11 protein-coding genes and 1 pseudogene are annotated in these 15,524 nt (G+C 60.1%); 9 read left to right on the plus strand and 3 right to left on the minus strand.

The features are described 5' to 3' along the window. The first annotated feature begins 9 nt into the window (after positions 1–9). The 5 genes and pseudogenes from C8D82_RS10200 (at position 10) to C8D82_RS10220 (ending at position 4,657) form a co-directional block, all read left to right on the plus strand. On the plus strand, positions 10–1,125 hold the full coding sequence (locus tag C8D82_RS10200; protein ID WP_133245148.1) for a hypothetical protein: 1,116 nt from the start codon (positions 10–12) through the stop codon (positions 1,123–1,125). Between the two features lie 18 nt (positions 1,126–1,143). Continuing rightward, positions 1,144–1,335 (plus strand): hypothetical protein, encoded by a 192-nt coding sequence (locus C8D82_RS10205; protein WP_116884184.1) that lies wholly within the window; start codon positions 1,144–1,146, stop codon positions 1,333–1,335. Between the two features lie 948 nt (positions 1,336–2,283). Then, positions 2,284–2,658, plus strand: a pseudogene (locus C8D82_RS22310) (glycoside hydrolase domain-containing protein); the annotation flags it as partial. A 43-nt stretch (positions 2,659–2,701) separates the two neighbouring features. Further along, a complete protein-coding gene (locus tag C8D82_RS22315) occupies positions 2,702–2,839 on the plus strand; it encodes an H-X9-DG-CTERM domain-containing protein (RefSeq protein ID WP_420882997.1) in 138 nt (45 codons plus the stop codon). A 21-nt stretch (positions 2,840–2,860) separates the two neighbouring features. Beyond that, positions 2,861–4,657 (plus strand): glycoside hydrolase family 5 protein, encoded by a 1,797-nt coding sequence (locus C8D82_RS10220; protein ID WP_116884186.1) that lies wholly within the window; start codon positions 2,861–2,863, stop codon positions 4,655–4,657. A gap of 373 nt (positions 4,658–5,030) precedes the next feature. Here the strand turns inward: C8D82_RS10220 and C8D82_RS10225 are convergent, their stop codons facing one another. Then, positions 5,031–5,216, minus strand: a complete 186-nt coding sequence (locus tag C8D82_RS10225; protein ID WP_133245149.1) for a hypothetical protein — start codon at positions 5,214–5,216, stop codon at positions 5,031–5,033. A 120-nt stretch (positions 5,217–5,336) separates the two neighbouring features. Between C8D82_RS10225 and C8D82_RS10230 the strand changes: the two genes are divergently transcribed. Beyond that, positions 5,337–6,419 (plus strand): GNAT family N-acetyltransferase, encoded by a 1,083-nt coding sequence (locus C8D82_RS10230; RefSeq protein ID WP_116884188.1) that lies wholly within the window; start codon positions 5,337–5,339, stop codon positions 6,417–6,419. Here C8D82_RS10230 and C8D82_RS10235 read toward each other — a convergent pair. Both C8D82_RS10235 and C8D82_RS10240 read right to left on the minus strand, forming a co-directional pair. After that, entirely contained in the window at positions 6,406–7,659 is a 1,254-nt protein-coding gene (locus C8D82_RS10235) for a phage terminase large subunit (RefSeq protein WP_116884189.1), read from the minus strand. The genes C8D82_RS10230 and C8D82_RS10235 overlap by 14 nt on opposite strands. Continuing rightward, on the minus strand, positions 7,659–9,170 hold the full coding sequence (locus tag C8D82_RS10240; RefSeq protein WP_116884190.1) for a hypothetical protein: 1,512 nt from the start codon (positions 9,168–9,170) through the stop codon (positions 7,659–7,661). Before C8D82_RS10240 ends, C8D82_RS10235 begins: the two co-directional genes overlap by 1 nt. A 283-nt stretch (positions 9,171–9,453) precedes the next feature. On the opposite strand from C8D82_RS10240, the gene C8D82_RS10245 reads away from it, so the two are divergent. From C8D82_RS10245 to uvrB, 3 genes are all read left to right on the plus strand, one after another. Next, entirely contained in the window at positions 9,454–11,256 is a 1,803-nt protein-coding gene (locus tag C8D82_RS10245) for an L-fucose isomerase (RefSeq protein ID WP_116884191.1), read from the plus strand. Between the two features lie 108 nt (positions 11,257–11,364). Beyond that, positions 11,365–12,366 (plus strand): LacI family DNA-binding transcriptional regulator, encoded by a 1,002-nt coding sequence (locus C8D82_RS10250; protein WP_116884192.1) that lies wholly within the window; start codon positions 11,365–11,367, stop codon positions 12,364–12,366. A 1,098-nt stretch (positions 12,367–13,464) separates the two neighbouring features. Next, positions 13,465–15,480 carry an excinuclease ABC subunit UvrB gene (gene uvrB / locus C8D82_RS10255; RefSeq protein ID WP_116884193.1) on the plus strand — a complete coding sequence of 672 codons (2,016 nt, stop codon included), beginning with the start codon at positions 13,465–13,467 and terminating at the stop codon, positions 15,478–15,480. Positions 15,481–15,524: the final 44 nt, after the last annotated feature.

Below are 15,524 nucleotides of genomic sequence, written 5' to 3' on the forward strand. Positions count from 1 at the left end.
AGGTAACACATGATGTTGAGAAGTAACATGTTCCGCCGGTTCGGATTCCTGCTTGCCCTTGGCGGGCCGATGTTCTGTTCCGCCGGGGAAAGCCCGGAAAGGCAGATCCGGGAGATGAACCAGTTTCAGGAGTATGTGCTGGCGCAGGGGGAAGTCTACAAGATCTATGTCAAAAAGGACGACGGCGTGACGACTGTGACGTTTCCGTCCGCCATCTCCAAGATCGCCGGGGTGAACGTCTCCACCGATGGAAGCACCGATTTTCAGATTTCCGCGCAGCCGGGCGGCTATTACTTCAATCTGGCGGCGCTGAAGGAAGGCGCGGCGGGAACTTTGACCGTCGTATTCAACCGCAAGACCTACATCCTGTATCTGGTGCAGGACAACGCCAAAGCGTTCGCCGCCGTCAACTTCACCGGCGGCTCCGGCGGCGGTCCGGAGGCCGTCGGCCGCTCCGGCGGCGTAACACCGGCAAGGCTGCTCTCGCTGATCGATATGGCCAAGGCATACGATCTGCTTATGCAGCGCTATCCGACCGAGCTGCGGGATACGAAACGCTCGACCGCCAGGGCGGTGTTTCAGTTTGAAAAATTCCGGCTGGAGCTGCTGGAGGTGATCCGGTTCCACCATGAGGACACCCTCGTTTTCAAGGTCTTGCTGCACAATGATACAGATGAGGAGATTCTCTATGACAAGTTCAGCTTTTCGGTTCAGGCGGGGAATCGGACTTATCCGATGAGCGCCGCCGACGCCACCGGCGTGATGCCGCCGCAGAGTGCCACCTATGCGTTCTTCACCGTCACCGGCACGCCGGAGGGACGCCGGAACAATCTGGCCCCGGACAACGATTTCAAAGTCGGAGTAACGGCACAGTATATGGAAACGGCACCGCTTACGGTGGTGCCGGAACAGCCGGACCGGGCCGAAGCGAAGATGGACCGACATCTCGAAAAGCTCACGGATTCCGTGGAGAAGCTGTTGGTACAGCAGGCCGTTCCCGCGCCGGCGGCAGAACCTGCTGAAGAGGAGAACGCCGGGAAACTCCCGGAAACACCGGAGAAGATCGAGTGGTGGGACTTTTCGGAGTTTCCGTCGAATCTGGCTTTTCTTATCAATTGGATGTGATAAGGTGAAGGTGACATCATGAATTTGCGGGAATTCTTCAAGAAATTGCGCAGTCCGCTCGGGACCTCTCTTTTGTTCCTTGCGGCAATCGTCACACTGGCCTTCTCGGCAGTACCGTTCCTGATCCGGGAAGATGCCGGTACACTCCAGGTCGTCCGTTCGGAAAGCGGCGAGGCGAGCTTCAATATCCCCGGCAAATTAAGCAGGTAGGAGGATATTACGATGAAGAAAAAAATAACTGGAGCGCTCCTTGGTCTGGCGATGCTGAGCGTCTCTGCCGAATCGCCGGTTTTGACCATGCCGGAAACATTGATCCCGCCGGTAATTGATGGCAAAGTCAATGCGGAAGAATGGCATGATGCTTTGGAAATCACAGGGTTACAACTCTCAACCGGCCAAGGTTTGGCCAAAGAGAATACTCGTATATTTTTGAAATATGACAAGGAGCATCTGTATATCGCGGCGATTGCTGCAGACAGCAATACAAAGATTCTGAATCGGAGTAAATATGACTATGACGATTGTGTGGAGTTTTTCATAATGACTCCCTTCAATCAAAATATCTACCACTGGTTATTCTATTCTCGCGGCAAAGCGACTTTCAATTTTGTTGATTCTGAATATGGTGGCATGCTACGCAGTCCGGTCGACATTCAATACAGAACAACGGTGAACAGCGACAATTGGATGCTTGAAGCGGCGTTGCCCGCCGCCGCCTACGATCTTTCCGGATTTTTCCGCTCGTCCGGTTGGAAAGCCAGTTGCCATAGAACATTTAATCATGATATGACCAGCAAAGAAGACGGAAGAGCTCCGGAATTTTCCAGCTTTGCACCAATTCTGGGACAGTTTCAAAAGCCGCTGGAATTTCCGGAGCTGAAGTTGAAGGAACACAGCGGAACTCCGGTGAAAATGCGGAAGTTCAACATGGATGGCTTTGAATTGACCGCTTCCGCTTCTGCTGAATTACGCATGACCGTGAATGATAACGAAACGACTACGGTATCGAATCGGAACGGCATATTTTCCGCCTCGATTCCGAAAGGAATCCGCTCGCTTGAACTTCTGCTTACGGACGGGACCGATGTGCTTTTGAAGAATCGCTGGAATTTTCCGGAAAATTTGGCTTCCAGATACAAAGCTTTGCGTGAAAAACAAATGCAGGTGAATGGCCTCGGGGTTTCGGCAACCGGAAGTTTCGAGCGAGTGTTTGCCGATTTGCCGTATTATGGCGAAAGTTGTGAAATCAAACTCGAAGCTGCCCGCAATGAATTTGAAAATTTTCAGCTGGTTTTATTTGCCGGCAAGGAGCATGTAAAAAATATTACACTCAAAGTTTCTGCATTGTGTAATGCGCGAGGCAATGAAATTTCCGCAGAAGCATTTCGCGTTTATAAAGAAGGAAGTGCGCATGCCCTGCCTGTCGGCTATCCGACGGTACGTGGAGCTGGTGATTACCCCGATCCGCTTTATCCGGTACCGGAAAAAATGGAGCTGAATCCCGGCGAGGTCCAGCCGCTCTGGTTTTCTCTGAAAGTACCGTATCGCTCGCGCGGGAGACGGTGTCCCGACGCGAATCGCCTCCCGTCACAGCAACGGCGGCAACTACCTCTGGGCGGATGGACACGCCGCGTGGAAGTCGCTCGTTGAAATGAACAACGGCAAAAGCGATGGCAAGAACATCAAGCCGGACTGGTATTTCAAAGCGCATTGATCCAAATTGAAAGGTTCACAGATGATACAGAAGAAACTGCTTTCACTCGGCATGGCGGCATTTGTCTCCGCGACACCGCTTTTCGCCGGAATGGCGTCTCCGGAACGGGAACTTTCCATCTTCCCGGCAAAACCCGGGAGCGAGCCGGAAATTACCTGTCAGGGAGAACAGAAGGCCGTTGCCTCCATCCGGGACGGCATCCTGACGATCCGGCGCACGGAATTCACACAGCAGCCGGGAATCCGGTGGAACTTCCAGTTCAAGCCGCAGCTCGACCTCGCGGAGTTCCCGGAAGCCGCGCCACTGAAAATCCGGCTGCGCGGCGGAGAACCCGGTCAGGAATACCAGCTGGAAGCCCATTGGTATCTCACCGATCCGCGCGGTTCGATGGGGCGGATGGTCACTTTCAAGGGCGGCCCGGAGTGGCAGACGCTGGAGTTCCCGGTGCCGCGCCGCCCGAGCGGCAGCAAGGCCCGGATGCTGGCGTTCCGCCTGAACCGGATCGCCGACTTTGACGTCGCCGAAGTCCGGCTCGGCGAAGCCCGCAAACTCTCCGTCGAATTTGCGAACGAACCGGAAAAGGCCGCCACGGAACTGCGCCTGCAGGGCCGGGTCTCCGGCGGCGATTCCGAAGTGACGATCAAGCTCCGCGACGCCTCCGGCAAAAAGACCGCCCGGAAGGTTCCCGTCAAAGATGGCCGGTTCGAGTACGCCTGGAAAAATCCGCCCCTGTCCATTCAGAAATACAACTTCGTCACCGTTTCCGGCCCCCAAAGCGGCGAATCGCTGCCGCTCGCAGTTTTCGGTTATCGCCCTGACTACGATTTCGCGTGGCTCAAGGTGAAAGGTCCGCAGATCGTCACCGCCGACGGCAAGGAGTTCCTGCCCGCCGGAATCGGCTACTGCCGCGACGTGATCATCAGCAATCAGGACGACGCGGTCATGGAGTACGCCAAGGCGCGCGGCCTCAACACCATCCGCCTGCCTTTCTACACCCGCTACTTCAACAACAACGTCAACGAACCGATCGACCTCGACGCCCATATCCGCGACTTCATCGACCCGGTGGTTCAGGCCGCAAAACGACACGACATGTATGTGATTCTCGACGACCACGGGTATTTCAGCGAGAAGATCGACGAAGCCAAAGCCCGCAGCAAGCAGGCCGTTTCACTGTGGGACGAAGCCGGAGTGACGGAGTGGACCAACCGCTGGCGCAAGGTCGCCGAACGCTACAAGAATGAACCGCACGTGCTCGGTTATGAGCTGATGAACGAGCCGCACGACATCCGTCCCGAACTGGCCCGCGAATGGTATATGCGCGCGATCCGCGAAATCCGCAAGGTCGACACCAGACACATCATCCTCGTCGGTTCCGCTGACTGGTCGCACAGCCGCTCCCTCGAACAGACCTGGGGACCGGTCGCGTCCACCGCCGACGCTCCCTATAACAACCTCGTTTTCGCATTCCACGACTATCCGCTGGACAATCATCCGTGGATCGTGCAGAAGCACATCGTGAAATTCCGCGACACCCATCAGGTGCCGGTGATGTGTACCGAGTTCGGCGCAACCCACTGGGACAAGGGCGAAACCGTCTGCCGCGAGTTTCAGGCCGGAATGCTAACGCTCTGCGCCCGCGAACGGGTCGGCTGGATGATCTGGGCGCTGGGCAAGCTCACCGACCAGCCCCGCAATCCGTACAACGAAGTCGACAAGGTCGGTTTCGGCCCGCCGCGCTCAATGGACTCCTGCGCCTACAGCGACCAGTGGATTCCCGCAGCCCGGATCACAGCGTCCCCGTTCCCGCAGCCGTAACTCTGCCCGGAGCTTTGCCTCCGGCGGCCGGGGGCGCTTCGCCCCCCGGGCCCCCCGACCGGCAAGGTGCCGGCGCCGGGTACGGTTTCGAGCTTTTTGCTACGCAAAAATCTCAAAACCGGGGGGTACTATCTATCAGTTTATTCGCTCTATGGGCGGTATCTGCCACCGGGTGCTACCCGGTCGTGATCCAACGGCGAAACCGTTGGCCGCCGGAGGTAATTTGTGCGCTACAGCGCCCAGCTACCGGTGCCTGATTGAAAATCAGGCCGCGTAGCGCACAAGGTCTGCAAACCGCAGGGTTGCAGACCCGCCTGCCTTCAAAACGGCAGGCTTTCCCCTGCGCGAATCGCCTCCGGCGGCCCCAAAAACCTCACCCTTCCTCCCTGATCCACCACCACACAACGATCAGCCCCAGAATCACGATCAACCCGATCACCACGAAAAGCACACTGGTCGTCAGCCGCCTGCCCGACTCCGTTTTCTCAGATACCCTATCGACAGCATCAATGATTCCGACCAAAAGATCAAGCAGCAGATTGACCAGACCGTCACTCATCTCTTTCCTCCTGCCCTTTACAGACAAGATAAGCGGAAAAAATTCCATTTCAAGAGAAACGGCTTGATCCGGCACAATTTTCCGGGTATATTATTGCGGCCAAAAGGAGAGAGCCTTACCATGATTCAGACGATTCTTGAAACCGAGCGCCTGATGCTGCGCGAACTCAACGACAATGATTTCGACGCCCTTCGCGCCATGCTGCAGGATCCGCGCGTGATGTATGCCTGGGAACGCACCTTTTCCGACGATGAAGTCCGCAACTGGATCGCCCGGATGCGGAAACGTTACCGGGAGGACGGCTTCGCCTACTGGGCCGCCGTCGAGAAAGCCTCCGGCGCGGTGATCGGCCAGATCGGACTGCTCAAGGAGGAGTTTGAGGGCAATTCCCACGTCGGCGTCGGCTACATCCTGAGCCATGCCGGTTGCGGCCGAGGATATGCGACCGAGGGAGCGCGGGCCTGTCTGGACCATGCGTTCCGCCGCCTCGGCGTCCGGCGGGTGATCGCCGACATCCGGCCGGAGAACCTCTCTTCGATCCGCGTGGCGCAGCGGCTCGGCATGGACCCGGCCCAGCTTGTGGTCAAGCAGGTTTACGGCAAGGCGATGCCGCACCGGATCTATCTCAAACGCACCCCGCTGATCACGGTCGAACCATACAATCCCAAGTGGCCGGAACGGTTCAACCGACTCAAGGAGCTGCTTGCGCCGGTGCTGAACGACTTCGATTGCCGCCTGGAGCATGTCGGCAGCACGTCCGTCCCCGGACTTGCCGCCAAGCCGGTGATCGACGCCGATCTGATCCTGAATGCGCCGGAGCGGCTCGGCGAATTGAAAGCCCGGCTCGAACCGCTCGGCTTCGGCAGCCGCGGCGACCTCGGCCTGCCGGGGCGCGAGATGTTCACCGAATCGCTGCGGCTCGATTTCCCGCACAACTTCTACGTCTGCCTGCCCGGCGCCGCTCCGTTGCGCAACCATCTGGAACTGCGCGACTACCTGCGCAGCCATCCCGAAGCGGCCCGGCGTTACGGAGAACTCAAGCGGGAGCTGGCCGCCCGTTTTCCCGACGATGTCGATGCCTACTGCGCCTCCAAAAGCGACCTGATCGCCGGATTCCTCGGCGACATCGGCTTCGACCGGGCGGAGGTGGAACAGATCCGGGCGGCGAATCTCGCATTCGCCCCCGCCGTCACGCCGGAATGAAGCGCGGCGAAGCCGGTTCCATCAGCACGGTCATCGCCCAGACCAGCGCGTCAAGCCGGTCCGGGCTGCCGGTTCCGGTCTGCGGCGTAAAGGAGGTCATCTGCTCCTCCAGCTCCCGGAAACAGCCGACATGGTGCACCTTTCCCTGTTCGTATAAGGCGGCGACCGGTTCGGCGCGGGCGATCTTGCCGCGCATCGCCCGCACCTGACGGAACGGCAGATCCAGCTCCTGGCTGCGCAGCACGGTTTCGACCAGATCGCCGCCGTTGTTGACCTCCGCCACCACCCGGTCGGCCCGGAAGCGGCGATACTCGTCGCGCACCCGCGCCGCCCATCCGGCGGGACGCTCCCGGCAGCTGGCGTCGGCGAGCACATAGTAGTGGCCGTCCGCCCCGCGTCCGGCGGTCACGATGCCGGTTTCGTCGGAATCCTTCCCCGAAGTCACCGCCGGGTCCACGCCGATCACAATGCGCTCCAGCGACGGTGCGGCTTCGACCCGGCTGCGTTCGATCATCGCCGTCGACCAGAGCGCGCCGGAAAGATCGTCCAGCCACGCCCCCTCCTGAAACCGGAGCCGCTGGCGCTCGGTCAGTCCGGCCAGCGTCTCTTCGAGGTAGCCCTCCGGGAGATTCTCCCGGTTTTCCGCCGGGTTCAGCAGCATCGAGGCGTAGTTGTCCGGAAAGGACAGCGGCAACCCGGAAACCGGATCGCGCCGTTCGATGAAGAGCCGGTAGCTCCAGTGCGATTTACCGGCGGGGTTGCAGTCGAACCACGCCCGGTTCTTCAGCGCCGTCCGCTGGGCCAGCCGGGTCAGCGCGGTGCTGACCGCCTCGAATCCGAGTTCGGAGCACTCGTTGAAATAGATCGTCGCGAACTCCTTGCCGAGAATCTTGTCCGCCCGTTCCTCGGTATCCAGCCCGCCGAACCAGAGTTCGGAGCCGTTCGGCAGCCGGATCAGCTGGTCAACCTTCGACTCCGACAGCCCCAGCCCCGGGAACGCCAGCTTCACCACCTTCGGCAGCGTGTCGAACCGGATGCTCTGCCGGACCGTGTTGGCGTGAAGCCGCAGGATCGCGTGGCGGCTGCCCGCCGCCCGCAGCGCCCGCACCAGAATCGCGTAAACCAGAATGAATGTTTTGCCGGAACGTGAACCTCCGTAGAGCATCACGAACCGGCTCGGCCCCGACAGCAGCCGGATTGCCCGCTGCTGGGCCGCGGTCTTCACGAAGGCCCGTTTCATCAGTGCCGGTCCCAATAGCCCGGATTCCATTCAAAGCCGTTCGGCGCCAGCTGGTAGCTGCGGGTCAGCCGCGTATACTGATCGCCTGCATCGTCGCAGGTTTCATCGCAGTTCTGCCAGACCTTCAGGTAGCTGCCGGTATAACCGGCGACTTCGCCGGTCAGAACCCGGCTGCCGGTCCAGCCGGCCATATCCTCAAGCACTCCCGAAGCACTGCCCCGGTGGTAAGTGGTCACGGTCACCACCAGAGTGTGCAGAATGGCGCCGACCAGATTTTCCGCCAGCTTGCCCGAACTCCGGAACGGGCAGCGGCTTGATGCACTCCAGCCGGGAATCGCTTCCCGTCCGCCGTTGGCGGCGAGCTGGTATCCGGCCTGCTCCGGCGTCACGCGGAATTCGCACATATCCGCCCGGATATCCCTGCGCCCGCCCAGGTCGGAACGGTCGCTGGCGGTGTAGTTCTCGAACAATCCGGGATTGTTCCGGTGCTGCGCCTCCACCGTCACCTGATATTCGATATCGGATTTCCGAACCGGGGTCACGCGGGTCACGATGCAGTTCGGTTCGCTCCAGCCGGAAGCGTCAGTTCCGGTCAATTTGTAGAATTTGAACACCTCGGTCGCCATCACCTGGTACACTCCGGTCCAGACGATCTGCCGCCGGACGCCGCCGGAACGGCTGAAGCTCACAAACTCCTCGCTGCGCGAAGCCGACACCAGATGCGTGTAAATCTCCCGGGCGGTCAGCGTGACTTCATTGCCGATCACTCCGTAAGGCGACGTGTCGATCTTGTCGCAGTAAAAGCGTCCGCCGGCCCACTCCGCCTGGAAGCCGAGCGGATACTTCCTGAGGAATGTTTCGAGTTCCGCATCGGTGACGAAAAATTTCACACTCCTCTGCCGCTCCCCGTCCGCGCTTCGGGAATCGGTGATGCCGCCGAGTTGAAGGATGCTGACTTCCCGCGCGGAAACCGTAACCTCCGCCTGTTGCCCAAGCCGGTTCGTTTTGATTTCGCAGCTTTCGCACACGAACGCTCCGCCCTCCCAATCCAGCACCGTGCCGGGAACGGGCCAGAGCAAAGATTCCTCCGGCTCTCCGGAGGCCGGCAGCTCCGGTTCCTCCGGATTCTCCGGGTCGGCGGAGACCAGCGGGACGCTCCAGCTTGCGCTGCGGGTACGCACGCCGTCCCGGTCGATCTTTTCCGTGACCTCGCCCAACAGTTCGGGGCCGGTCGCCGGTTCCGCCTGATAGGCGACGACCAATCCTCCGCCCTCCAGCTCCTTGAATGAGACCGAGGAGACTTTCAGCTCCTCACTGAGGGTGAAACCGCCTTCGGGAGTCGGCACCCTGAACGGTTCGCCGACGTTTCCCGCCCACACTCTGGCGGCCTCATAAAGCGCAGCCGCTCCCTCCTCAGGCGCTTCCTGCCGCAGCCGCCATTCGGCGCCGACGGAAAAGTTGCCGTTTTTATCGATGCTGTAAGTTCCGAAGCTCCGATTCTGAATGATCATCCTGTACCTCCGCTGGTTATGAAATTCCGTTGAAAACAATCCATCATCATATTCCGTTTTTGTCAACCCGCCCCGCCATCCGCCGCGACGGCACAATATATGTAACTTATTGCAATTGAATTTATTACAAAATAATAACTATTTTATATTTCTATTTCTATATCGTTTCAGAAACACTTTTTTTTGAAAAAAACAGGTTTGAACCATTGATTTTTGCCGGGAAGGGTATATGCTAAATCGTGTAACCGGAAACCCTAAATCAATTTTCAGGAGTTGTCAACAAATGAGTACACCGGATGCTTTCAAGGTCACCTCTCCCGTCAACCGTCTGCATGGCGAAATGCCCCGGATCGGCATTCGCCCCACCATCGACGGCCGCCGCCGCGGAGTGCGTGAATCGCTCGAAGTCCAGACTATGAACATGGCGAAGGCCGCCGCCGAACTGATCTCCTCAAACCTGCGCTACCCCAACGGCATGCCGGTCGAATGCGTGATCGCCGACCAGACCATCGGCGGCGCGGCCGAAGCCGCGATGTGCGCCGAGAAGTTCAAGAACTCCAATGTGATGGTCACCCTGACCGTGACCCCCTGCTGGTGCTACGGCTCCGAAACGATGGATATGGACCCGCTGACCCAGAAGGCGGTCTGGGGCTTCAACGGCACCGAGCGTCCCGGCGCGGTCTATCTCGCCGCCGTGCTCGCCGCCCATGCCCAGAAGGGCTTGCCCGCTTTCGGCATCTACGGCCATGACGTGCAGGACGCCGCCGACACCACAATCCCGGCCGACGTCAGCGAAAAGATTCTGCGTTTCGCCCGCGCCGGCATCGCGGCGGCGACGCTGCGCGGCAAATCCTATCTGTCGATGGGTTCGGTCGCAATGGGCATCGCCGGTTCGATCGTCGATCCCGAATTCTTCGAGGATTACTTCAACATGCGCTGCATTTCGGTCGACATGTCCGAATTCATCCGCCGCGTGAACGAGAACATCTACGATCCCGAAGAGTTCGAGCGCGCGATGGCCTGGATCAAGGCCAACTGCAAGCAGTACGAGGACATCTACAACGGCAAGGACGGCAAGACCCCGGAACAGCAGCAGGCGATCTGGGAGTACGTCGCCAAGATGGTGATCATCGCCCGCGACCTGATGATCGGCAATCCGAAGCTGGCCGAACTCGGTTTCGGCGAGGAGGCGCTCGGCCACAACGCGATCGCGGCGGGCTTCCAAGGCCAGCGGCAGTGGACCGACCACATGCCGAACGGCGACTTCATGGAAACCATCCTGAACTCCTCCTTCGACTGGAACGGCATCCGCGAGGCTTTCGTGGTCGCGACGGAAAACGACGCGCTGAACGGTCTGGCGATGCTCTTCGGCCACCTGCTGACCGGCACCGCCTCCGGTTTCAGCGACGTGCGCACCTACTGGAGCCCGGAAGCCGTCAAGAAGGCGACCGGCTTCGATCTCGACGTCCCCGGCATGATCCACCTGATCAACTCCGGCGCGACCACGATGGACGCGACCGGACGCCAGAGCGCCGACGGCAAACCGGCGATGAAGCCCTTCTGGGAGATCAGCGCCGACGAAGCCAAGGCCTGCCTCGACGCGACCAGCTGGGTCCCGGCGAACCTCGGCTACTTCCGCGGCGGCGGCTTCTCCAGCCGCTTCCTGACCCGAGGCGGCATGCCGGTCACGATGAGCCGCATCAACCTGGTGAAGGGGCTCGGGCCGGTGCTCCAGATTGCGGAAGGCTACACCTACGAGCCGCCGAAGGAGATTCACGACCAGCTTGACAAGCGGACCGATCCGGGCTGGCCGACCACCTGGTTTGTGCCGAACCTGACCGGCGAAGGCGCGTTCAAGGACGTGTACAGCGTGATGGCCAACTGGGGCGCCAACCACGGCGCGTTCAACTACGGCCATATCGGCGCGGACCTGATCACCATGGCCGCGATGCTGCGGATTCCGGTCTGCATGCACAACGTGCCGGAAGATCAGATTTTCCGCCCGAACGCATGGGCCGCGTTCGGCATGGACAAAGAGGGCGCCGATTACCGCGCCTGCGCCAACTTCGGGCCGCTTTACCGGTAATCGGTAAAGCCGATATTCCGGGGCCGGAGCAAACTACTCCGGCCCTTTTTTCGGCTCCGTTATTTTTCCGTCATTCATCCGTCACTTTTATAAGAAAGCATTGTTCAAATGGTTACGCTGAAAGATGTGGCAAAGGCCGCCGGTGTCAGTTGCTCGACAGTTTCGGCGGTACTGGGCAACCGCGCCGAGAAGCTGGGCATCAAGCCGGAGACCCGGAAGCTGGTTCAGCGCACCGCCGCCCGGATGCGCTATCGCCGCAACGCGATCGCCGCGCAGATGAAATCGGGGCAGGCCAACACGCTTGCGATGATCCTGCCCGAAGGCGGCACCCCGGAATTCGTGATGCGCGCCGCGACCGCCGCAACGGTCGAAGCGGAAAAGCACGGCTGTTTCATGAAGATCATCGCCGCAAACGGCAAAGAGGACTTCATCACCCGTCTGGATTCCGTGCTGAGCCAATGTCCGGCGGCGCTGCTGCACTGGGGCAAGGCGGGCGAACGCGGCGATTATCTGATGAGTGCGGCGCGGGAGTGCGGCGTGCCGGTGGTGTTTCTGGACTTCTCCGAAACGATCGGTTCCGGCAGCGTGCGCACCGACGACCGGGCCGGAATCGCGCAGGCGGTGGAGCATCTGTACGCGCTCGGACACCGCCGGATCGCGCACGTGACGACCTTCAAAGGGGAACGCTTCGGCGACGAACGCGCAGAGGCGTTTCTGGCGGAGATGGCGAAGCGCAGCCTGCCGGTGAAAACGGAATGGATTTACCGGGATGAATGCTTCCGAAGCGGCGGGCCGCTGGTGCCGTTTCTGGAGCGGCTGTTTTCGGAGCCGGATCGGCCGACGGCGGTGAGCTGCGGCAATGACCTGATCGCGCTGCGGGTGATGACGGCGCTGGAGCGGCAGGGGATCCGGATGCCGGAGGAGGTTTCGGTGATCGGATACAGTGACCTGAGTTTCGGGGTGGCGTGCGAACCGGAGCTGACCACGATCCACCAGCCGTTCGACCGGATGGGTGAAACGGCGGTGAAGCTGGCGCTGGACGGAGGAGAGCGGGAAGTGCTGATCCCGACGGAGCTGGTGGTGAGAGGCAGTACGGCTTCTCCCTGCTGAAAAAAAGAAAAAAATCAAAAAGGAAGCCGCTTCAGCGGCATCGCCGCCGGCAGCTTGCCGGACGCGGTCTAGCGGCGGAACGCTGGTCGCTTTGCGCAGGGGCGCGCAGGCGCGGCCCCGGAGCGAAGCGAAATGTAAGGTCGGCGGATGCCGACCGCAACCGCAACAGTACCTACCGAGCAAAAGCGCTTGCCGGAATCAAAAATAAGCGACGCGAATTTTTGTTTCCGGCGGTAAGCGCGTTGCCGCCTGACATCACCCTTACGGCCACCGAAAACCCTTGCAAAGCTCTGTTCCTTCCCCCAATAAAGAAAAACCAAGAAGAACAGGCGGCAAGCTGCCGCCGTCGCCGCCGGCAACTTGCCGGACGCGGTCCAGCGGCGGAACGCTGGTCGCTTTGCGCAGGGGCGCGCAGGCGCGGCTCCGGAGCGAAGCGAAATGTAAGGTCGGCGAATGCCGACTGCAACCGCAACAGTACCTTCCGGGCAAAAGCGCTTGCGCCGGTCAAAATAAGCAATGCGCATTTTGACCGGCGCGTAAGCGCGTTGCCGCCTGACATCACCCTTACGGCCACCGAAAACCGTTGCAAAATTCTGCCGCCTTGCCGATCACACAACAACCTTGGAGTGCGGAGATTTATCTCTGCTTTCCAATCGCGCCCGGCTTTTACCGGTACGGCAGTCCAACTTGCTTAATCAGCCGAGGTTATGTGCGACTTGAAAGCGGAACTGAAATTCTGCACTCCCAAGGCGCTTCGCGCAGCTGGGGCGCTCTCGCACCTGCATGGTTGCGTCTGCAATTATAATCCGCTTCCGACGCCCCTCGCGGCGGCTCCGCGCTTCGAACCGGCAGCTCAAAGGCGCTTCGCTTCTTTGAGCTGCCGCGCGCTCCGCCGAGTGGTACTGCTGTATTGCGGTCGGCATCCGCCGACCTTACATTTCGCTTGCCTCTGGGCTGCGCCTGCGCAGCCCGGCGACAAGCGACCAGCGTTCCGCCGCTGGACCGCGTCCGGCAAGCTGCCGGTGGCGACGCCGCTGCGCGGCTTTACTTTTTTTGTTTTCTTATTGAAAATATTTTTTTTCGTGGCATGTTATGTGTATGGGAATTTTCAAACTTCATGCACCGTACGCCCCCGCCGGCGACCAGCCGCAGGCCATCGCGCAACTGCTCGACAACTTCAAGCGGCAGCAGCGCTATCAGACCCTGCTCGGCGTCACCGGTTCCGGCAAGACGTTCACTCTGGCCAACGCGATCGAAAAACTCGACCGCCCGGTCCTCGTACTTTCCCATAACAAGACCCTCGCGGCGCAGCTCTACAGCGAATTCAAGGCATTCTTCCCGGAAAACGCCGTCGAGTATTTCATCAGCTATTACGACTACTACCTGCCGGAATCCTACATTCCGCAGACCGATACCTACATCGCCAAAGACGCGTCGATCAACGAAAACATCGAGAAACTCCGTCTCTCCGCCACCGCCAGCCTCGTCGAACGGCGCGACGTGATCGTGGTCGCCAGCGTCTCCTGCATCTACGGGTTGGGTTCACCGGACGACTACGCCGATCTCTGCGTCCGCGTCGAAGTCGGCGACACCCTCGACCGCGACGAAATCCTGCGCCGTCTGGTGGACATCCAGTACGGACGCAACGACATGTCCCCCGAAAAAGGAGAATTCCGTGTCCGCGGCGACGTGGTGGATGTGTACGAACCCCAGCGGGACGATTTCATCCGCATCTCCTTTTTCGGCGATGAGGTCGAATCCCTGGAACGGCGCGACGTCGTTTCCGGCAAAGTCAAGACCCGCCCCAAATTCGTGACGCTGTTTCCCTGTAAGCACTTCGTGCTGCCGCAGGAACGGATCAACGGCGCCGCCGACCGGATTCTCGCCGAAATGGCCGAACGAGTGGCGTGGTTCGAAAAGAACAACCTGCTGGTCGAGGCGCAGCGCCTCTATCAGCGCGTAACCTACGATATCGAAATGATGAAGGAGATCGGGTACTGCAGCGGGATCGAAAACTATTCGATGTACCTCTCCAACCGCCGCCCCGGCTCGCGCCCCTACTGCCTGTTCGACTTCTTCCCGCCGGATTTCCTGACGGTCATCGACGAGTCCCACGTGACGCTGCCGCAGCTTCAAGCGATGTACAAGGCCGACCGCAACCGCAAAATGGTGCTGATCGACCACGGCTTCCGGCTGCCGACCGCGCTGGAAAACCGGCCGCTGCAGTTCGAAGAGTTCGAGCAGCTCACCGGCGATACAGTGTTCGTTTCGGCGACGCCGGGAGAATACGAGCTTAAGCACAGCGACAAGCCCGTGGAGCTGATCGTGCGGCCGACCGGCCTGCTGGACCCGGTCATCGAAGTGCGCCCGCTGGAAGGCCAGGTTGACGATGTGATCGGAGAAATCCGCCGCGCCACCGCCGCCGGAGAGCGGACTTTAGTCACCACCCTGACCAAGAAGAGTTCGGAGCGGCTGGCCGATTATCTGGCCGAACTCGGCGTAAAGGCCAGCTATCTGCACTCCGAACTCGATGCCCTGGAACGGGTGCGTGTGCTGAACAAGCTGCGGGACGGCGATTTCGACTGCGTGATCGGCATCAACCTGTTGCGTGAAGGCATCGACCTGCCGGAAGTCGCGCTGGTCGCTATTCTGGATGCGGATAAGGAGGGCTTCCTGCGCTCCGAGCGTTCTCTGGTGCAGACCGCCGGGCGGGCCGCCCGCAACAAGGACGGCCGGGTAATCCTCTACGCCGACAATCTGACCCCCAGCATGAAGGGGCTGATCGACCAGACCAACGCCCGGCGCAAAAAGCAAATGGAGTACAACAAGCTCCACAACATCACCCCGGAAACCATCCGCAAGGGGCGCAGCCTGACCATCGGCGAAATCGTTTCGACCGGCAGCGACAAGCAAAAATCCAAGCTCAGAATGCCGAAGCTAGCCGACACCATGTTCACCGATTCGACCGACCTTGGCTCACTCGGGCTTTCCGCCGCCGACCAGGAGGCGCTGATCGCGGAGCTGACCGGAGAGATGCTCGCCGCCGCCGAAGCCCTCGAATTCGAACGCGCCGCCGATCTCCGCGACCAGATCAAAGCCCTGCAGAAGAAATAACCCTTTCCAGCGCCCCGATATCATCGGAACAGAGTTCCCGGCGT

This window comes from Victivallis vadensis, from assembly GCF_003096415.1.
Classification (GTDB): domain Bacteria; phylum Verrucomicrobiota; class Lentisphaeria; order Victivallales; family Victivallaceae; genus Victivallis; species Victivallis vadensis.